18 protein-coding genes are annotated in these 19381 nt (G+C 72.4%); 16 read left to right on the top strand and 2 right to left on the bottom strand.

Annotation, left to right across the window (positions count from 1 at the left end; all coding sequences use genetic code 11):
- The first annotated feature begins 75 nt into the window (after positions 1 to 75).
- Positions 76 to 1266, top strand: a complete 1191-nt coding sequence (locus FB476_RS13080; protein ID WP_141819459.1) for an MFS transporter — start codon at positions 76 to 78, stop codon at positions 1264 to 1266.
- On the opposite strand, the gene FB476_RS13075 is transcribed toward FB476_RS13080, so the two are convergent.
- Together FB476_RS13075 and FB476_RS13070 are read right to left on the bottom strand one after the other, a co-directional pair.
- Positions 1242 to 1751, bottom strand: coding sequence for a GNAT family N-acetyltransferase (locus FB476_RS13075; protein WP_141819457.1), 510 nt, complete (start codon positions 1749 to 1751; stop codon positions 1242 to 1244). The two genes, FB476_RS13080 and FB476_RS13075, sit on opposite strands and share 25 nt — an antisense overlap.
- Before the next feature lie 37 nt (positions 1752 to 1788).
- A complete protein-coding gene (locus FB476_RS13070; protein WP_141819455.1) occupies positions 1789 to 3111 on the bottom strand; it encodes an isochorismate synthase in 1323 nt (440 codons plus the stop codon).
- Positions 3112 to 3149: 38 nt separating this feature from the next.
- On the opposite strand from FB476_RS13070, the gene FB476_RS13065 reads away from it, so the two are divergent.
- From FB476_RS13065 to nuoK, 15 genes are all read left to right on the top strand, one after another.
- Positions 3150 to 3869: a demethylmenaquinone methyltransferase gene (locus FB476_RS13065; protein ID WP_141819453.1), complete on the top strand. Its 720-nt coding sequence runs from the start codon at positions 3150 to 3152 to the stop codon at positions 3867 to 3869.
- 27 nt (positions 3870 to 3896) lie between these two features.
- Complete coding sequence (locus tag FB476_RS13060; RefSeq protein ID WP_141819452.1) at positions 3897 to 5747, top strand: DUF294 nucleotidyltransferase-like domain-containing protein; 1851 nt, start codon at positions 3897 to 3899, stop codon at positions 5745 to 5747.
- A 7-nt stretch (positions 5748 to 5754) separates the two neighbouring features.
- The gene (locus FB476_RS13055) at positions 5755 to 6423 is read left to right on the top strand and encodes an exonuclease domain-containing protein (protein ID WP_141820303.1); all 669 of its coding nucleotides are present in this window, start codon (positions 5755 to 5757) and stop codon (positions 6421 to 6423) included.
- 270 nt (positions 6424 to 6693) lie between these two features.
- On the top strand, positions 6694 to 7986 hold the full coding sequence (locus FB476_RS13050; protein ID WP_141819450.1) for a geranylgeranyl reductase family protein: 1293 nt from the start codon (positions 6694 to 6696) through the stop codon (positions 7984 to 7986).
- Between the two features lie 91 nt (positions 7987 to 8077).
- Complete coding sequence (locus FB476_RS13045; RefSeq protein WP_141819448.1) at positions 8078 to 8440, top strand: NADH-quinone oxidoreductase subunit A; 363 nt, start codon at positions 8078 to 8080, stop codon at positions 8438 to 8440.
- A 73-nt stretch (positions 8441 to 8513) separates the two neighbouring features.
- Positions 8514 to 9068: a NuoB/complex I 20 kDa subunit family protein gene (locus FB476_RS13040; RefSeq protein WP_141819446.1), complete on the top strand. Its 555-nt coding sequence runs from the start codon at positions 8514 to 8516 to the stop codon at positions 9066 to 9068.
- Positions 9069 to 9099: 31 nt separating this feature from the next.
- On the top strand, positions 9100 to 9921 hold the full coding sequence (locus FB476_RS13035) for an NADH-quinone oxidoreductase subunit C (RefSeq protein ID WP_141819443.1): 822 nt from the start codon (positions 9100 to 9102) through the stop codon (positions 9919 to 9921).
- A complete protein-coding gene (locus FB476_RS13030) occupies positions 9918 to 11300 on the top strand; it encodes an NADH-quinone oxidoreductase subunit D (protein ID WP_238329699.1) in 1383 nt (460 codons plus the stop codon). Before FB476_RS13035 ends, FB476_RS13030 begins: the two co-directional genes overlap by 4 nt.
- Positions 11301 to 11347: 47 nt before the next feature.
- Positions 11348 to 12193, top strand: coding sequence for an NADH-quinone oxidoreductase subunit NuoE (gene nuoE, locus FB476_RS13025; RefSeq protein WP_141820301.1), 846 nt, complete (start codon positions 11348 to 11350; stop codon positions 12191 to 12193).
- A complete protein-coding gene (gene nuoF, locus FB476_RS13020) occupies positions 12190 to 13503 on the top strand; it encodes an NADH-quinone oxidoreductase subunit NuoF (protein ID WP_141819441.1) in 1314 nt (437 codons plus the stop codon). The genes nuoE and nuoF overlap by 4 nt, the downstream gene beginning before the upstream one ends.
- Positions 13500 to 16040, top strand: a complete 2541-nt coding sequence (locus FB476_RS13015) for an NADH-quinone oxidoreductase subunit G (protein WP_141819439.1) — start codon at positions 13500 to 13502, stop codon at positions 16038 to 16040. The genes nuoF and FB476_RS13015 overlap by 4 nt, the downstream gene beginning before the upstream one ends.
- Complete coding sequence (gene nuoH / locus FB476_RS13010; protein WP_141819437.1) at positions 16037 to 17455, top strand: NADH-quinone oxidoreductase subunit NuoH; 1419 nt, start codon at positions 16037 to 16039, stop codon at positions 17453 to 17455. The genes FB476_RS13015 and nuoH overlap by 4 nt, the downstream gene beginning before the upstream one ends.
- Positions 17448 to 18134: an NADH-quinone oxidoreductase subunit NuoI gene (gene nuoI / locus FB476_RS13005; RefSeq protein ID WP_141819435.1), complete on the top strand. Its 687-nt coding sequence runs from the start codon at positions 17448 to 17450 to the stop codon at positions 18132 to 18134. Before nuoH ends, nuoI begins: the two co-directional genes overlap by 8 nt.
- Positions 18131 to 18976 carry an NADH-quinone oxidoreductase subunit J gene (locus tag FB476_RS13000; protein WP_141819433.1) on the top strand — a complete coding sequence of 282 codons (846 nt, stop codon included), beginning with the start codon at positions 18131 to 18133 and terminating at the stop codon, positions 18974 to 18976. Before nuoI ends, FB476_RS13000 begins: the two co-directional genes overlap by 4 nt.
- Positions 18976 to 19275: an NADH-quinone oxidoreductase subunit NuoK gene (nuoK, locus tag FB476_RS12995; RefSeq protein WP_141819431.1), complete on the top strand. Its 300-nt coding sequence runs from the start codon at positions 18976 to 18978 to the stop codon at positions 19273 to 19275. Before FB476_RS13000 ends, nuoK begins: the two co-directional genes overlap by 1 nt.
- Positions 19276 to 19381 lie beyond the last annotated feature (106 nt).

The following is a 19381-nucleotide window of genomic DNA, read 5'->3' as shown; positions in this document are numbered from 1 at the left end:
CCGACCTCGCGTGCCACCGGTTTGCGGCGCACGGCATACCCTGGCGGCCTGCCCCGACCCGTCCGAGGAGGACCCGTGCCCACCCGCCCCGTCCCGGTGCGCCCGGGCTCCGTCCCCGCTGTGCTCGTCGTCTTCGCCGCCGCCGGTCTGGCGATGGGCCAGGCGCTCGCGCGGGTGCCCGCCCTGCGTGACGCGATCGGTGCCGACAAGGCGCAGCTCGGCATCGCCCTCATGGGCATGGGACTGGGCTCCCTGCTGGCCATGCCGTTCACGGGACGCCTCGTCGACCGCTTCGGCAGCCGGCGCGTGGTCAGCGCCTGCGTCGTGCTCGCCTGCACCGGATATGCCGCGCTGTCCCTGGTGCCGTCCGTGCCGCTCCTGCTGCTCACGCTCACGCTCACGGGCACGGCGGTGGGGGTGTGGGACGTGGGGATGAACATCCAGGCCACGCACGTCGAACGGCAGCGGGGCCGGTCCTGGATGCCCTACTTCCACGCGGCGTTCTCCGCCGGCGCGGTCGTCGGGGCCGGGATCGGGGCCCTCGCGGCCTGGCGCGGGGTCGGTCTGATGCAGCTGCCGGTCGTGGCCGCCGCGGCAGCGGTCGTCGCCCTGCTCGGGGCGGCGCGCTTCGTGCCGGAGGAGCACGTCGAGGAGCGTGGGGACGAGGAGACCGGGCCGGTCGCCCGCCGCGGCCTGACCGGGGTCGAGGTGCTCATCGGTCTGGTCTGCCTGTCCGCGGCGCTGGGGGAGGGCGCGGCCAACGACTGGCTGGCCCTGGTGCTGGTCGACGTGCACGCCGCCCCCGAGGCCTGGGGCGCGCTGGTGCTGACGGCCTTCAACGTGACGATGACCGTGGGGCGGGTCGTCGGCGGGCCGGTCATCGACCGCTTCGGCCGGGCCGTGCTGGTGCGCGGCGGCGGCCTGCTGTCCGCGGCCGGCATCATCCTCGTCGCCAGCGCCCCCTCGCTGGTGCTCGCCCTCGTCGGTGCGCTGCTGTGGGGGTTGGGGATCTCGACGATCTTCCCCGCCGCGATGTCCGCGGCCGGCGAGGTGCCCGGACGGGGCAACCGCGCGATCACCACGGTCTCGACGGTGGCCTACGGCGCCTTCCTCTTCGGCGGGCCGAGCATCGGCGTGCTCGCCGAGGTCGTCGGCCTGGACCGGGCGCTGCTGCTCGTCGTCGGCTTCCTGCTGCTCATGTCGGCGCTGGCGCCCGTCATGCGCGAGCGCTCGCGCCGGCGTCAGCGCGAGGCGTCGATCCAGTAGCGGCGCTTCGCCGGGCGGCCGGGGCCCGTGGGGACGACGTCCTCGAGGACCCCGCCGTTGGCCTCGATCGTGCGCGCCGACGCCAGGTTGTCGTCGTCGCAGGTCACGAGCACCCGGTCCACGCCGAGCGCGGCGAGCCGGGCCACGGACTGCCGCAGCATCTCCGTGGCGTGGCCGCGGCGGCGGTGGGCCGGTGCCACGGCATACCCCACGTGGCCGCCCTCGGCGAGCAGGAAGGGGGTGAGGCGGTGGCGGATCGAGACCCGCCCCACGATCTCCCCGTCGACCTCGGCGACGAGGAAGTCGGCCGGCACCCGTCCCTCGGGCAGGTCGGTCCCCTCGGCCTCGCGACGCACCTGGGCCAGGATCTCGGACCAGGTGCCCTCGGCGAGCAGCACCTCGAACCCCTCGGGCAGCAGCTCGGCGTGCAGGGCGCGCAGGGGCTCCTCGTCGTCGACGGTCGGCGGACGCAGGACCAGGCTCATCGGCCCCATCCTGCCCCACGGGCGCGGGCGGGTCGGGTCAGCGCGTCGCGAGGCCCAGGGCGTGACGCATCGCGGTGAGCTTGACCTCGGTCTCGGCGAGCTCGGCGTGCGGGTTGGAGGCCGCGACGATGCCGCCGCCGGCGAAGATCCGCAGCGAGCGGCGGTCGGGAGCGAGCTCGCCGCAGCGCAGCGCGATGCCCCAGTCGCCGTCGCCGTCCCCGTCCACCCAGCCGACCGGGCCGGAGTAGCGACCCCGGTCCATGCCCTCCAGCTCGGCGATGACCGCTGCCGCGGCCGCGGTCGGGGTGCCGCAGATCGCGGCGGACGGGTGGAGGGCGGCGGCCAGCCGCAGCGAGGTGGCGCCGCTGCGCATCCGACCGGTGAGGTCGGTGGCCAGGTGGTAGACGTCCGGCAGCTCCAGGACGTAGGGCGCCGTCGGGACCTGCAGGTCGGAGCAGTGCGGGGCGAGGGCCTCCACGACGGAGCGCACGGCGTAGGCGTGCTCGTCCAGGTCCTTCTCGCTGCTCACCAGGCGCAGCCGCGGGTCCACGGGATGCTCGGGGTCGCCCTGCGGGGTCTCGTGCAGGGCGGCGGCGCCGCGGCGGATCGTGCCGGCCAGCACCCGGGACCGGGCGCGTCCGCCCTGCAGCCGCACGAGCATCTCCGGGGTGGCGCCGACGAGGCCGTCGACGGCGAAGGTCCAGGTGGCGGCATAGCGCCGCTGCAGCCGCTCCAGCACCGGGGCGACGCGGACGACGTCGCCGTCGCGGTGGCGCACCGTGACGTCGCGGGCGAGCACGACCTTCTCCACGGCGCCGGAGGTGATGCGCTCGACGGCGCGGCCGACGACCTCGGGCCAGCGCTCGGCCGGCACGGTGCCGGGGGTCTCGACGACCGGGTCGAGCTCGTCGATCCGCGGGTTGGAGCGGGCCAGCATCTCGGCGGGATGGGCCGGCGGCCACGGCTCGTCGTCGAGGACGACGTGGGTGACCCAGCCCTGGCCGTCCCGGCGCCCGACGACCACGCGCGGCACCGTGAGCACGCTCTCGTCGGCCGAGGCGGGGGAGTAGGCGAAGGAGCCGAAGGCGACCAGCCCGCTGCCGGCGTCGCGGACCTCGTCCTCGACCTCGGCGAGCTCGCGGACCCGGTCCCACCAGGACTCGGCGTCGGCGAAGCGGGCGGGACCGGAGGTCCGCACGGTCACCGCGCGACCCCAGCCGACCATGCCGTCGCCCTCGCGGAGCCAGGTGACGACCTCGCGCGGGTCGACCTCGTCCGGGATCCGGGTCAGCAGGTCGCCGGTGACGTCCACGGGGACGGTGCGGACGCGCAGGCGGGAGGGCAGCGGATTGGACGGCACGGGCCACCACTGTAGGTGGGTCTGGGAGGATGGTGGTCATGAGCCCGTCGCGCGCCAGTCTCGACAAGTTGCCGCACGAGGTCGCCGAGATGTTCGACGACGTCGCCCGCCGCTACGACCTGACCAACACCGTGCTGACCGGTGGCATCGACCACCTGTGGCGCCGCTCGGTGGCCAGGGCCGTCGCCGCGCGGCCGGGGGAGCGGGTCCTCGACATCGCCGCGGGCACCGGCACCTCGAGCGAGCCCTACGCCGACCGGGGCGTGCAGGTCGTGCCCGCCGACTTCTCCCTGGGCATGCTGCGCGAGGGCTACCGCCGCCGGCCCGACCTGCCCTTCACGGCCGCCGACGCCATGTCGCTGCCCTTCGCCGACGGGTCCTTCGACGTCGTGACGATCAGCTTCGGCCTGCGCAACGTCGCCGACGTGGACGCCGCGCTGCGCGACTTCCTGCGCGTGGTGCGCCCGGGCGGGCGGCTCGTCGTCTGCGAGTTCTCCCAGCCGGTGGTGCCGGTCCTCTCGACCGTCTACGACCAGGTCGTGCTGCGGGCGCTGCCCGCGGTGGCGCGCCGGGTGAGCTCCAACCCCGACTCCTACGTCTACCTGACCGAGACCATCCGCGAGTGGCCCGACCAGAAGGCGCTCGCCGAGCGCGTCCGCGACGCGGGCTGGCAGCAGGTGCGCTGGCGCAACCTCACCGGGGGCATCGCCGCGATCCACCACGCGGTGGCCCCGGACCGGCCGGGTCCGCTGAGCTGAGCCCGGGGCGGAAGGGCAGGGGACGACATGGAGGTCGAGCTCGCCGAGGTCCGTGACTTCCTCGCGGCCCACCCGCCCTTCGACAGCCTGCCCGGCACCGTCCTGGACGAGCTCCCGACGCGCTGCACGCTGCGCTACGCCCGGCGCGGCAGCCTCGTGCTGCGCGCCGGGCTGACCAACGACCGGCTCTTCGTCGTGCGCTCCGGCGCCGTCGACATCACCGACGGCACCCGCCTCGTCGACCGGGTCGGGGCCGGCGGGTGCTTCGGGATGTCCGCCCTCATCGAGAAGGCCCCGACGAGATATGACGTCACCGCCATCGAGGACACCCTCCTCATCACCATCCCCCAGCCCTACGTCGACGACCTGCTCGAGCAGCACGAGCCGGTCGCCGTCCACTTCGCCGCCACCCACCGCGAGCGGCTGCGCTCGGCCCTCGGCCAGCTGCAGCAGCCGCAACGGGGCTCGGCGGTCTTCCGAACGTCGGTCCGCGACCTGCTGCGGGTGACGCCCGTGACGGCCTCGCCCGACGTGTCGATCACCGAGGCCGCCAGGGCGATGGCCGAGGCCGGGGTGTCGTCGTTGCTGCTCATGGAGCACGGTCGCCTCGTCGGCATCCTCACCGACCGCGACCTGCGGAGGCGGGTGCTCGCCGCCGAGGTGTCGCCCGACCGCCCGGTGCGGGAGGTCATGACGCCCGACCCGGTCACGGTCCGCGCCGACGCGCTCGCGCTCGAGGTCCTGCTGGAGATGACCGGCCGCAACATCCACCACCTGCCCGTCCTCGACGAGCACGACGCGGTGGCGGGCCTGGTCACCACCACCGACCTGGTGCGGCTCGAGCGCTCCAACCCGGTCTACCTCGTCACCGACCTCGAGCGGCAGACCGACGTCGAGGGGGTGGTGAGGCTGGCCGGGCGTGTGCCGCGCATCGTCGACCAGCTGGTGCAGGAGGACGCCACCGCGGCCGACATCGGACGGGTGACCGCGGCGCTGACCGACGCCCTGACGGTGCGGCTGATCCAGATCGCCGAGGCCGAGCTCGGTCCCGCGCCCGCGTCCTGGTGCTGGGTGGCGCTGGGGTCGGCGGCGCGGGAGGAGCTCGCGCTCGCCGGCGACCAGGACAACGCGATGGTGCTCGCCGACGACGCCGACCCCTCCCACCCGTGGTGGGGGATGCTGGCCGAGCGCGTGGTCGCCGGGCTGGAGGCCTGCGGCCGCGAGCGCTGCCCCGGCGACGTCATGGCCACCAACCCGCGCTGGCGCACCACCGCCCGGGGATGGCGGCGGGAGTTCGGCCGCTGGTCCCACGAGCCGGAGCCCGACGCCGTGCTCGCCGCGGCGATCTTCTACGACATGCGGCCGGTCCACGGCGACACCGCGCTCGTCACCGCCCTGCGCGACGACGTCGTCGCCCTCGGGTCGCGGTCGGAGCTGCTGCTGGCCTACCTCACCGGCCAGGCGGCCAGGCAGCGCCCGCCGATCGGCTTCTTCCGCGGCTTCGTGCTGGAGGACGCCGGCGAGCACCGGGACACCCTCGACATCAAGCGCGGCATCTCCGCCGTGGTGCAGATCGCGCGCGTGCACGCGCTGCGCGCCGCCTCGCCGGTGCTGCCGACCTCCGAGCGGCTCGCCGTGGCGCGCGCCCGCGGCGTGCTCTCGGCGGAGGCGGCCACCGACCTCATCGACGCCTTCGAGCTCATGTCCTACCTGCGGCTGCGGCACCAGGCCGAGCAGGCCCGGCAGGGGCTGACGCCGGACAACCACCTCAACCCCTCCACCCTCGGCAGCCTCGACCGTCGTCACCTGCGCGACGCCTTCCAGGTCGTGCGGTCGGCCCAGCACTGGCTGACCACCCGGCTCCCGCAGGTGCCCTGAGGTGGGGATGCGCGACCTGCTGCGGCGTCCGGCGTCGCCGGGGCCGCTGGCGGACCTCGAGGCCGCGGCAGAGCCGGCACGGGACACCCCGGTGGCCGAGCTCGAGCTGGTCGCCCTCGACCTGGAGACCACCGGTCTCGACCCCCGGCGCCACGAGGTGCTCTCGGTGGGGTGGGTACCGGTCCGCGGCGGCGAGGTCGTGCTCGGCGGTGCGCGACACCTGCCCGTCCGTCCCCGCGGGAACGTCGGCGACTCGGCGGTCGTGCACGGTCTGACCGACGACGCGCTCGCCTCCGCCCCGACGCTGGAGGAGGTGCTGCCCGAGGTGGTCACCGCGCTGATTGGACCGGGACCGGTCCGCCGCGTCCTCGTCGCCCACTTCTCCCGCGTCGAGACCACCTTCCTCGGGGCCGCCTGCAGGGAGGCCTGGGGAGCGCCGCTGCGGGTGCCGGTCGTCGACACCCTGGAGGTGGAGCGTCGGCTGCTCCGCGGCACCCCGCACGCGGCGGGAGCCGTGCGCCTGGACGCCTGCCGCGTGCGGCACGGGCTGCCGCGCTACCGCGCCCACTCCGCCGTCGTCGACGCCATCGCCTGCGCCGAGCTGTTCCTGGCCCAGTGCGCGGTGCTCGAGGAGCGGCTGGGGCGACCTGTGGTGCTCGGCGACGTCCGGAGCTGACCCCCCGCCGGAGGGGTGGCAGCAGCCGGCCCGGCCCACGGCATACCCCGGGTGCGTCGTCCGGCCAGGGCACTTCCCACACGTCGTTGTCAGGATGGACCGATGCATCAGTCCAACCTGACAACGACGTGAGGTGAGTGGGAGACGGCCAGATTAGGAAAGTGAGCATGTCCTAATCCGGATCAGGAGGGCCTGACCTGGGGCGCCCCGACACGAGTCCTAGACTGGTCCGTTGTTCGTGAAAGTTGGCACAAGCGAGGCGCAGACAACGTGAGTGGACAGGTCGAGACGGCCGAGGTGATCGTCGTCGGGGCGGGCCCCGGCGGCTCCGCGACCGCCGCCTATCTCGCCTCCCACGGGGTCGACACCCTGCTGCTGGAGAAGAGCGCCTTCCCGCGCGACAAGGTCTGCGGGGACGGCCTGACCCCCCGCGCCGTCCGCGAGCTGATCCACCTCGGTGTGCCGACCCGCGAGGAGGACGGCTGGCACCGCACCAAGGGTCTGCGCATCCTCGGCGGCGGCGTCCGCATGGAGCTGGACTGGCCCGGCAGCGAGACCTTCCCGTCCTACGGCCTGGTCCGCAGCCGCATGGACCTCGACGAGATCCTCGCCCGCCACGCGGAGTCGCGCGGCGCCCGCCTGCACGAGCGGATGAACGTCCACGAGCCGATCCTCGACCACCGTGGCCACATCTGCGGCGTGACCGCCAAGGTCATGGGGGAGAACGGCCGGGCGACCGGCGAGACGCGCGAGTTCCGCGCCCCCATCGTCGTGGCCGCCGACGGCAACTCCAGCCGCCTCTCGCTGTCGATGGACCGGCCCAAGCGCGACGACCGCCCGATGGGGGTGGCCGTGCGCACCTACTACCAGACGCCCCGTCACGACGACGACTACCTCGAGTCCTGGCTGGAGCTGTGGACCAAGGGCGACGACGGCGAGGACGTGCTGATGCCCGGCTACGGCTGGCTCTTCCCCCTCGGGGACGGCACCGCCAACGTGGGCCTCGGCATCCTCGACACGGCCGAGGCCTTCGGCACGTTCGACTACCGCGACGTCATGCGCCGCTGGGTCGCGGCGATGCCGGAGGAGTGGGGGATCAGCGAGGAGACCCAGCTCGCCCCCATCCGCGGTGCGGCGCTGCCGATGTGCTTCAACCGCCAGCCCCTCTACGACCGTGGCCTGCTGCTCGCCGGCGACGCGGGCGGCATGGTCAACCCGTTCAACGGCGAGGGCATCGCCGAGGCGATGGAGTCCGGCCGGCACTCGGCCGAGATCATCGCCTCCGCGCTGCGCCGCACCACGCCGGGCGAGCGCGAGGCGGTCCTGCAGTCCTACCCCAAGGTGATGAAGGACGAGCTCGGGGGCTACTACACGCTGGGCCGCCACTTCGCCACGCTCATCGGCAAGCCCGAGATCATGCGACTGGCCGTGCGCTACGGTCTGCCGCGCAAGTCGCTCATGCGGCTGCTGCTCAAGATCATGGCCAACCTCCCGCAGGAGCGCGGGGGCGGCCTGGACGACCGCGTCATCAACGCGCTGACCAGGATGGTGCCTGCCGCATGACCTCGTCCGAGACCACTAGGCTGGGTCCCGGTCCGACCCCTGACACCGAGTGCACGACGCCGAGCACCTCCCGAAAGGAGTCCAGGCTCTGATGGACTACCACCCGTATCTCCCGGTCCTCTTCTTCCTGTTCTTCGGTGCGCTCTTCGCGTTCGGCTCCGTCTTCGGGGGCGGGCTGCTCGGCAAGGCGCAGTACAACCGCGCGAAGGCCGAGGCCTACGAGTGCGGCATCCAGCCCACGCCGCAGGCCGAGGGCGGCCGGGTGCCGATCAAGTTCTACCTGACGGCGATGCTCTTCATCGTCTTCGACGTCGAGGTGCTCTTCCTCTACCCGTTCGCGGTCGCCTTCGACCAGGTCGGGCTCTTCTCCGTGCTGGCCATGGTGCTCTTCCTCGTCGTGGTCTCCGTGCCGTTCGTCTACGAGTGGAGCCGGGGCGGTCTGGAGTGGGACTGACCAGCAGCGGGTATGACGTAGTGCCGGCTCTCCCGGGATCCTCCCGGGCCGGCGGAAGGATGGATTGAGACAGATGGGTCTTGAGGACAAGATTCCTGGCGGCATCCTGCTGACCACGGTCGAGGGTCTCGTCGGGCAGCTGCGCCAGAACTCCGTGTGGCCGGTGACCTTCGGTCTGGCCTGCTGCGCCATCGAGATGATGGCCGTGGGCACCCCCGACTACGACATCGCCCGCTTCGGCATGGAGCGCTTCGCCGCCACCCCGCGCCAGGCGGACCTGATGATCGTCGCCGGTCGCGTGTCGCAGAAGATGGCCCCGGTCGTGCGCCAGGTCTACGACCAGATGCCCAACACCAAGTGGGTCATCTCGATGGGTGTGTGCGCCAGCTCCGGCGGCATGTTCAACAACTACGCGATCGTGCAGGGCGTCGACCACATCGTCCCGGTCGACATCTACCTGCCCGGCTGCCCGCCGCGGCCCGAGATGCTGCTCAACTCGGTCCTGGAGCTGCAGCGCCAGATCCGCGAGTTCAAGTTCTCGGTCAACCGCGAGGAGGCGGCCCGGGCCGCCGAGGCCGCCGCGCTGGCCGCCGTGCCGACGCACCAGATGAAGGGCCTGCTCCCGTGACGACCACCGTGCAGCCAGGAAGGAACGCGGCGTGACCTCCACCGGACCCGAGACGCCCGACAAGACCCCGCCCGCGCAGGAGACCACGCGCGACGAGGCCGCCCAGCCCACGCAGACCGAGGACCAGAAGGTCGACACGACCCTGGCCCAGGAGACCGGCGCCGCGTCGGTGCCGGCCGAGCACGGCCGCCCCGGCCAGCCCGTGGTGGTCGCCCGCAAGAAGGGCATGTTCGGCTCGTCGCTGGGCAACGACACCTCCGGCTTCGGCGGCCTCGAGGTGCCGGTGCTCTACCCCGGCTCCGCCGAGCGGCCCTACGGCAGCTACTTCGACGAGGTCGTCGACGCCCTCCAGGACGCCGCCCCGGCGGCCTTCGAGGCCGGCGTCCAGCAGGTCGTGGTCGACCGCAACGAGCTGACGCTCGTCGTGCACCGCGACCACCTGCGCGACCTGCTCCGCCCGCTGCGCGACGACCCGCGCCTGCGCTTCGAGCTCACCTCCGGCGTCTCCGGGGTGCACTGGCCCGAGCAGACCGGCGCAGAGCTGCACGCCGTCTACCACTTCGTCTCGATCACCCACGGCACGCGCCGCGTCCGCTTCGAGGTCACCTGCCCCGACGCCGACCCGCGCATCCCGTCGATCGTCGACATCTACCCGGGCATCGACTGGCACGAGCGCGAGACGTTCGACATGTTCGGCATCGTCTTCGAGGGCCACCCGGGCCTGACCCGGATCCTCATGCCGGACGACTGGCCGGGACACCCGCAGCGCAAGGACTACCCGCTCGGCGGCATCCCGGTGGAGTACAAGGGCGCCACCATCCCCGCCCCCGACCAGCGCAGGAGCTACACGTGAGCACCCACGACACGACGCGCACCGGCGAGAGCGCGGAGACCTCCCAGGACTACTACGGCACGCCCGGCGGTCCGGAGGACGAAACCCCCACCTACACCGTCGGCGGCGGCGGCGACTGGGACGAGATGGCCAACGAGGTCGCGGCGCTGGGCGCCGAGCGCATCGTGGTCAACATGGGTCCCCAGCACCCGTCGACCCACGGCGTGCTCCGCCTCGTGCTGGAGCTGGACGGCGAGACCGTGCGCGAGGCGCGCGCGGGCATCGGCTTCCTGCACACCGGCATCGAGAAGAACATGGAGTACCGCACCTGGGTGCAGGGCACCACGTTCTGCACCCGTATGGACTACCTGACGCCGATCTTCAACGAGGCCGCCTACTGCCTCGCGGTCGAGAAGCTGCTCGGCATCACCGACCAGATCCCGCAGCGTGCCAGCGACATCCGCGTGCTGATGATGGAGCTCAACCGCATCGGCTCCCACCTCATCTGCCTGGCGACCGGCGGTATGGAGCTCGGCGCGACGACGATCATGACGATCGGCTTCCGCGAGCGCGAGCGCATCCTGCGGTTCTTCGAGGCCGTCACCGGCCTGCGCATGAACCACGCCTACGTCCGCCCCGGCGGCGTGGCCCAGGACGTGCTGCCCGAGCACCTCGACCTGCTCGAGAAGGAGCTGCCGGACCTGCGCCGCGGCATCCGCGAGATGGAGCTGCTCCTCCTGGAGAACCCCGTCTTCAAGGGTCGCACCGTCGACGTCGGCCACCTGTCGCTCTCGGGCTGCATGGCGCTGGGCGTCACCGGTCCGATCCTGCGCTCGACCGGCCTGCCGCACGACCTGCGCAAGTCCGACCCCTACTGCGGCTACGAGACCTACGAGTTCGACGTCATCACCCGGCGCGACGCCGACGCCTACGGCCGTGTGGTCATCCGCTTCGACGAGATGTGGCAGTCGCTGCGCATCGCCGAGCAGGCCATCGAGCGCCTGCGCGCGAGCCAGGGCCAGCCGGTCATGGTCGAGGACCGCAAGATCGCCTGGCCGGCGCAGCTGTCGGTCGGCGCGGACGGCCAGGGCAACTCCCTGGACCACATCCGCGAGATCATGGGCGAGTCCATGGAGGGCCTCATCCACCACTTCAAGCTGGTGACCGAGGGCTTCCGGGTGCCGCCGGGCCAGGCCTACCACGCCATCGAGTCGCCCAAGGGCGAGCTCGGCGTGCACGTGGTCTCCGACGGCGGGACCCGACCCTGGCGGGCCCACTTCCGCGACCCCAGCTTCCACAACCTGCAGGCGGCCTCGGCGCTGGCGGAGGGCGGCCTCGTCGCCGACGTCATCGTCGCCGTGGCCTCGATCGACCCCGTGATGGGAGGCGTGGACCGGTGAGCACGACTCACAACGCGCAGGGAGGTGCCGTGGAGCGCCACGAGACGATGTTCGCCGAGTCGCCGCTGCACCCGCAGACGCCGCTGCACGCCTCGGACGAGCCCTACTCCGACGAGGTCCTTGAGCAGCTGCGCACCGACGCGGCGGCGATCATCGCCCGCTACCCGCAGAAGCGCTCGGCCCTGCTGCCAATGCTGCACCTGGTCCAGTCGGTCGACGGCTACGTCACCGGCCGCGGCGTGAACTTCTGCGCCGAGCAGCTCGACCTGACGACCGCCGAGGTCAGCGGCGTGGCGACCTTCTACACGCAGTACAAGCGCCACCCCAACGGCGACTACACCGTCGGCGTCTGCACCAACACGCTCTGCGCCATCATGGGCGGCGACCAGATCTTCGACGAGCTCAGCGAGCACCTCGGGGTCGGGCACGACGAGACGACCGAGGACGGCAAGATCACCCTCGAGCGCCTCGAGTGCAACGCGGCCTGCGACTTCGCGCCCGTGATGATGGTCAACTGGGAGTTCTTCGACAACCAGACCCCGGAGTCGAGCAAGCAGGTCGTCGACCGCCTCCGCTCCGGCGAGCCGGTCGCCCCCACGCGCGGCCCCTCGCGCGTCTGCACCTTCAAGCAGGTCTCCCGGGTCCTCGCCGGCTTCCCGGACGGGCTCGCGGACGAGGGCGTCGGCGCCGGCGAGGCGTCGCTGCAGGGCACCCGCCTGGCCAAGGAGCAGGGCTGGGCTGCCCCCGGCGAGCAGCAGGACGGCACGACCACCGACACCGAGGCCACCCCGCAGGCGGAGGACGGCGACGTCGAGCGCGGCGGCTACGGCTCGGTCAACACCCCGGCCAACGAGGCCGACGAGCTGCCGGAGACGAAGGAGGACGGACAGTGAGCACCCAGCTGACCCCGATCCTGACGAAGTTCTGGGACCACCCGCAGTCCTGGACGCTGGCGACCTACGAGGACAACGAGGGCTACCAGGCGCTGCGCCAGGCCCTCGAGACCCCGGCGGCCGACCTCGTGCAGGCGGCAAAGGACTCCGGCCTCCGCGGCCGTGGCGGTGCGGGCTTCCCGACCGGCATGAAGTGGGGCTTCCTGCCCCCGCCGGACGGCGGCCCCCGCTACCTCGTCGTCAACGCCGACGAGTCCGAGCCGGGCACCTGCAAGGACATCCCGCTGCTGATGGCCGCCCCGCACTTCCTCGTCGAGGGCATGATCATCACCAGCTACGCGATCGGCTGCAACCACGCGTTCATCTACCTGCGCGGCGAGGTCGTCCACGTCTACCGCCGCCTGCTGCGCGCGGTGGAGGAGGCCTACGCGGCCGGGTACCTGGGCAAGAACATCCTGGGCACCGGCTTCGACCTCGACATCACCGTGCACGCCGGCGCGGGCGCCTACATCTGCGGCGAGGAGACCGCGCTCCTCGACTCGCTCGAGGGCCGCCGCGGCCAGCCGCGCCTCAAGCCGCCGTTCCCGGCGGTGGCGGGTCTCTACGCGCGCCCGACCGTCGTCAACAACGTCGAGTCCATCGCCTCGATCCCGCCGATCGTGCTGCACGGTCCCGAGTGGTTCGCCGACATGGGCACCGAGAAGTCGACCGGCTTCGGCATCTTCAGCCTCTCCGGCCACGTCAACCGCCCGGGCCAGTACGAAGCGCCGCTGGGCATCACGCTCCGCGAGCTCATCGACATGGCCGGCGGCATGCGCAACGGCCACGCGCTGAAGTTCTGGACGCCGGGCGGATCCTCGACGCCGCTGTTCACCGACGCCCACCTCGACGTGCCGCTCGACTTCGAGTCGGTCGCCAAGGAGGGTTCGATGCTCGGCACCCGCGCGCTGCAGATCTTCGACGAGACAACCTCGGTCGTCCACGCCGTGGCGCGCTGGACCGACTTCTACGCCCACGAGTCCTGCGGCAAGTGCACCCCCTGCCGCGAGGGCACCTACTGGCTGAAGCAGATCATGCACCGTCTCGAGGAGGGCAAGGGCCTTCCGGGCGACATCGAGAAGCTGGACGACATCTGCGACAACATCCTCGGCCGGGCCTTCTGCGCGCTCGGTGACGGCGCCACCAGCCCGATCACCTCCGCGATCAAGTACTTCCGCGAGGAGTTCGAGGCCGGCATGCACACCCCGTGGTACGAGCTGTTCCCGCCCGAGCGCTCGACGCTGTTCGCGAAGGAGACGCTGTCCGCATGACCGTCAACACCTCTCCCGCCGCGGGCGGGAACGCCGTCACCGAGGGTGGCGACGCGGCGACCCCCGACGAGCCGGACGTCCGCACGATCACGCTGACGATCGACGACGTGGACGTCACCGTGCCCGAGGGCACCCTGGTGATCCGCGCCGCCGAGACCGTCGGCATCCAGATCCCCCGGTTCTGCGACCACCCGCTCCTGGACCCGGTCGGCGCCTGCCGCCAGTGCCTGGTCGACGTCTCGCTCCCGGACCGCGAGGGCAACGTCAAGCCGATGCCCAAGCCGCAGGCATCCTGCACCATGGTGGCCTCCGAGGGCATGGTCGTGCGCACCCAGCACACCAGCGCCGTGGCCGACAAGGCCCAGCACGGCGTCATGGAGCTGCTGCTCATCAACCACCCGCTGGACTGCCCGGTCTGCGACAAGGGCGGCGAGTGCCCCCTGCAGAACCAGGCGCTGTCCAACGGCCGGCCGACCTCGCGCTTCGACGACGTCAAGCGCACCTTCCCCAAGCCGGTCAACATCTCCAGCCAGGTGCTGCTCGACCGCGAGCGCTGCATCCTGTGTGCCCGGTGCACCCGGTTCTCCGACCAGATCGCCGGCGACCCGTTCATCGCGCTGATCGAGCGCGGTGCGCTGCAGCAGGTCGGCATCTACGAGGAGAAGCCCTTCGAGAGCTACTTCTCCGGCAACACCGTGCAGATCTGCCCGGTCGGCGCGCTTACCGGTGCGGCCTACCGCTTCCGCGCGCGCCCGTTCGACCTGGTCTCCACGCCGAGCGTCTGCGAGCACTGCGCCTCCGGCTGCGCGATCCGCACCGACCACCGCCGCGGCGGCGTGCTGCGCCGCATGGCGCTGGAGGACCCGCAGGTCAACGAGGAGTGGAACTGCGACAAGGGTCGGTGGGCCTTCACCTACCCGACCCTGCCGGACCGCCTGCACGACCCGGTCGTCCGCGAGGCCGACGGCAGCTACGCCGTCGTCCCGTGGCGCCGCGCCTACCAGGAAGCCGCCCGCGGCCTGACCGCCGCGCGCACCGCCGGCGGTGTCGGCGTGCTGGTCGGGGGCCGAGCCACCGTCGAGGACGCCTACGCCTACGCCAAGCTCGCCCGCGTGGCCCTCGGCACCAACGACGTCGACATGCGCGCCCGCCCGCACAGCGCCGAGGAGGCCGACTTCCTGGCCGCCCACGTCGTCGGCTCGCGGGACGTCAGCTACGAGACGCTCGAGAAGGCCACCTCGGTCCTGCTCGTCGGCCTGGAGCCGGAGGAGGAGAGCCCGATGGTCTTCCTCCGCCTGCGCAAGGCGATGCGCCGCAACAAGACCAAGGTGTATGCCGTCGCCCCCTTCGCGACGCGCGGCCTGACCAAGATGGGCGGCACGCTGCTGGCGTCCGCCCCGGGCACCGAGGCGGAGGTGCTGCAGGCCCTGCGCGAGCGCACGGCCTCCGGCGACGCCCCGGCCACCGACGGCCCGGCCGCCCCGGTCGACGACGCCGCGGTGAACGACTACCACGCCGCGGCCGACACCCTCGGCGCCACGTCGGTCATCCTCGTCGGCGAGCGTCTGGCCACCGTGCCCGGCGCCCTGTCGGCCGCGGCCGCCCTGGCCGAGGCCACCGGGGCCGCGCTGGCCTGGGTGCCCCGCCGTGCCGGCGAGCGCGGTGCCGTCGAGGTCGGCGCCCTGCCGACCCTGCTCCCGGGCGGTCGCCCGGTCGCCGACGACACCGTCCGCGGCGAGGTCTCGACCGCCTGGACCGGCGCCGAGCTGCCGGCCGGCCCCGGTCGCGACACCACCGCGATGCTCGAGGCCGCGGCCCGCGGCGAGCTGGCCGCCCTCGTGGTCGGCGGCGTCGAGATCGACGACCTGCCCGACCCGGTCCTGGCCCGCCAGGCGCTGGAGCGTGCGTTCGTCGTCTCCCTGGAGCTGCGCGAGACCGACGTCCACGAGCACGCCGACGTGATCCTGCCGGTCGCCCCGCAGCAGGAGAAGGCCGGTGCCTACGCCGACTGGGAAGGGCGCCTGCGGCCCTTCGAGCAGGCGCTGGCCTCGGACGCCCTGCCCGACCACGTGGTGCTCGACCGCCTCGCCGACGCCATGGGCGTCCGGCTGGGGACCGCGACGCTGGACGCCGTCCGGCGCGAGATCACCGCGCTCGGCACCTCCGCCGTCCGCGCGGCCTCGCCGAGCGTGGCGCCGGCCGACCCGCCGGCCCTGGGCACCGGCCAGGCCGTCCTGGCGACCTGGCACCACCTGCTGGACGCCGGCTCGATGCAGGACGGGGAGCCCTTCCTCGCCGGCACCGCGCCGCGCCCGGTGGCCCGCCTGTCGGCCGCCACCGCGGCGTCCGTCGGCGTGGCCGACGGCGAGCCGGTCGCGGTCTCGACCGAGCGCGGCTCGATCGTCCTGCCCGTGGAGGTCACCGCCATGCACGACGGCGTCGTCTGGCTCCCGACCAACTCCGTCGGGTCCGCGGTCCGCGCGACCCTCGGCGTCGACGCCGGCGCCGTCGTCACGATCACGCGAGGTGAGGCATGAGCGGCATCCTGACCGCATACCCCGACCTGCTGGCGGCCGGTCCCGCCCTGGTGGCCTCCGACCTGCCGGTGGCCGACTTCAGCGACACCCCGGTGTGGCTGTCGTTCGTCAAGGCGCTGTTCCTCTTCGTCTACGTGATGATCTCGATGGTCATCGTCATCTGGTTCGAGCGCCGGGTGATCGGACGGATGCAGCAGCGCCCGGGCCCCAACCGGCTCGGCCCGCTCGGCCTCCTCCAGACCCTCGCGGACGGCATCAAGCTGTTCCTCAAGGAGGACATCACCCCCAAGGCCGTCGACAAGGTGATGTACATCGCCGCCCCGCTCATCGTGGCGTCGATGGCGTTCGTCTCCTTCGCGATCATCCCGCTCGGCGGCGACGTCCAGATGTTCGGGCACACCACGCCGCTGCAGCTGACCGACACCCCGGTCGCGGTCCTGCTGGTGCTCGCCGCCGCGGGCGTCGGGGCCTACGGCTTCGTGCTCGCCGGCTGGTCATCCGGGTCGACCTACCCGTTGCTCGGTGGTCTGCGCTCGACCGCCCAGGTCATCTCCTACGAGATCGCCATGGGTCTGTCGCTCGTCGCGGTCTTCCTCTACGCCGGGTCGATGTCGACCACCCAGATCGTCGCGGCCCAGTCGCAGGAGTGGATCCTCGGGATTCCGTCCTGGTACGTCGTGCCGCTGTTCTTCAGCTTCGTGGTCTACGTCATCACGATGGTCGGCGAGACCAACCGCCTGCCCTTCGACCTCGCCGAGGGCGAGGGCGAGCTCGGTGGTGGCTTCCACACCGAGTACTCCTCGATGAAGTTCGCGATGTTCTTCCTCGGCGAGTACATCAACATGTTCACCGTCTCGGCGCTGGCGACCACGCTCTTCCTCGGTGGCTACCACGCCCCGTGGCCGCTCAACCTCATCGGCGACGGCATGCTGAGCGAGGGCTGGTGGGGCCTGCTCTGGTTCACCCTCAAGATGTGGTTCTTCATCTGGGTGTTCGTCTGGCTCCGCGGCTCCCTGCCGCGCGTCCGCTACGACCAGTTCATGAAGCTGGGCTGGAAGCTGCTCATTCCGCTGTCCCTCGCCTGGGTGGTCGCGGTCATCGCGATCCGCGCGGCGCAGGAGGGCTACTTCGGCGAGGGCCGCTGGACCACCGTCGCGACCCTGGTCGTCATCGGCATCTTCGTCCTGCTCGGGATCTTCCTGTGGGACCGCCGGGCCCAGACGCGGCAGGCCGAGCGTGAGCAGCGGATGGCGGTGCCGCCGGAGGTCGACCCCTTCGCCGACGGCTACCCGGTGCCGCCGCTGCCCGGCCAGAAGCTCGTCGAGCCCCGACGCGCCGTGGAGGCCGCCCAGCCGGTCGCCGCCCGCACGGAGCCCGCCCACAACGACACCGACACGGAGGAGCGTCGTGGCTGACCAGAACGACCCGACCACCCCCAGCCGCCGGGAGCCGGCAGCGGCTCCGGCGCGCCCGGAGAGCGACCGCAGCGGCGGCCGCAAGGAGCCGGGGCTGCTCGCCCAGCTCTTCGCCCCCGTGGCCGGCTTCGGGATCACCTTCGCCACCCAGTTCCGCAAGGTGGCCACGACGGAGTACCCCGAGGTCAAGCGCCCCACGGCGCCGCGCTTCCACGGTCGGCACCAGCTCAACCGTCACCCCGACGGGCTCGAGAAGTGCGTCGGCTGCGAGCTGTGCGCCTGGGCCTGCCCGGCCGACGCCATCTACGTCGAGGGTGCGGACAACACCGACGAGGCCCGCTTCAGCCCCGGCGAGCGCTACGGCCGCGTCTACCAGATCAACTACCTGCGCTGCATCTTCTGCGGCCTGTGCATCGAGGCGTGCCCGACCCGCGCGCTGACGATGACCAACGAGTACGAGCTGACCGACAGCCGTCGCGCCCCGCTCATCTACGAGAAGCACCAGCTGCTCGCGCCGCTGGGCCAGGACATGCTCCAGCCGCCGTTCCCGATGGCCGCCGGTATGGAGGAGCGCGACTACTACCGCGGTCAGGTCACCGGCCCGACCCAGGAGCAGCGTGAGTACGTCGCCCGGCGGGACGCCGAGGGCGAGCGCACCACCGAGGAGGCCACCCGATGATCGAGACCACAGGACCCGAGCTGGTCTCGGGGGGTGAGCAGGTGATGTTCTGGGTGCTGGCCATCCTGACCGTCGCCGGGGCGCTGGGCCTGCTCTTCGCGCGCAAGGCCGTGCACGCCGCCATGGCGATGGCCGTGACGATGGTCAGCCTGGGTGTCGTCTACATCGTCCAGGACGCCGAGTTCGTCGGCATCATCCAGGTGTTCGTCTACTCCGGCGCCGTGATGATGCTCTTCCTCTTCGTCGTCATGCTCGTCGGGCGCGACGCCTCGGAGTCCATGGTCGAGACGCTCAGGGGCCAGCGCTTCTGGGCGTTCCTCCTGGGTGCCGGCTTCGCCGCCGCGGCCGTCTTCGGCCTGACCCGCGTGGAGTGGCCGGCCGCGGCGGGCCTGGCCCAGGCGCAGGAGGAGGGCCCGGTCACCGCGCTGGCGCGCGAGATCTTCGAGCGCCAGGTGCTCCCCTTCGAGGTCCTCGGTGCGCTCCTGGTCATCGCGGTCATGGGCGCGATGGCGCTGGCGCACCGCGAGCGGCTGCTGCCGCGCCGCACCCAGCGCGAGGCGGCCGAGGAGAAGATGCGCTCGGGCAAGTGGCTCGCCGGCAAGCCCAACCCTGGCGTCTACGCCCGCCACAACGCCGCCGACACCCCCGCCCTGGCGCCGGACGGTACCCCGGTGGAGGAGTCCGTGCCCCGCATCCTCGTGGCCCGCGGCCAGATGGCCGAGCCCGACGCCTACCGGCTGCAGGACCCGCGCGAGACGCTGCTCACGCGCGAGCCGGAGCAGACGGACACCCCGCCCACGACGACCACCGACCTTCCGCAGACCCAGGAGGTTGAGCGCTGATGGGGCTCGAGGCCTACATCTACCTGTCGGTGGTGCTCTTCACCATCGGCGCGATCACGGTGCTGGTGCGCCGCAACACGATCATCGTGTTCATGGGCATCGAGCTCATGCTCAACGCCTGCAACCTCTCGCTGGTGACCTTCTCGCGCATGCACGGCGGTCTGGACGGGCAGGTCTACGCCCTGTTCGTCATGGTCGTCGCTGCGGCCGAGGTCGTGGTCGGCCTGGCGATCATCATGTCCATCTTCCGTGCGCGCCGGTCGGCCTCCGTCGACGACGCCAACCTGCTGAAGCTGTAAGGAGCGAGCTGAAGTGTCTGTGTCCGAACTGACGCGCCTCGTCAGCGTCGCCCCGGCTGCGGCCGAACCCGCGGCCTACACCCCGGTCGACGGTGGTGTCGCGCAG

The organism is Ornithinimicrobium humiphilum, assembly GCF_006716885.1.
Lineage (GTDB): Bacteria > Actinomycetota > Actinomycetes > Actinomycetales > Dermatophilaceae > Ornithinicoccus > Ornithinicoccus humiphilus.
The sequence above is the reverse complement of the archived record's forward strand: the minus strand, read 5'-3'. Positions and strand labels throughout refer to the sequence as shown.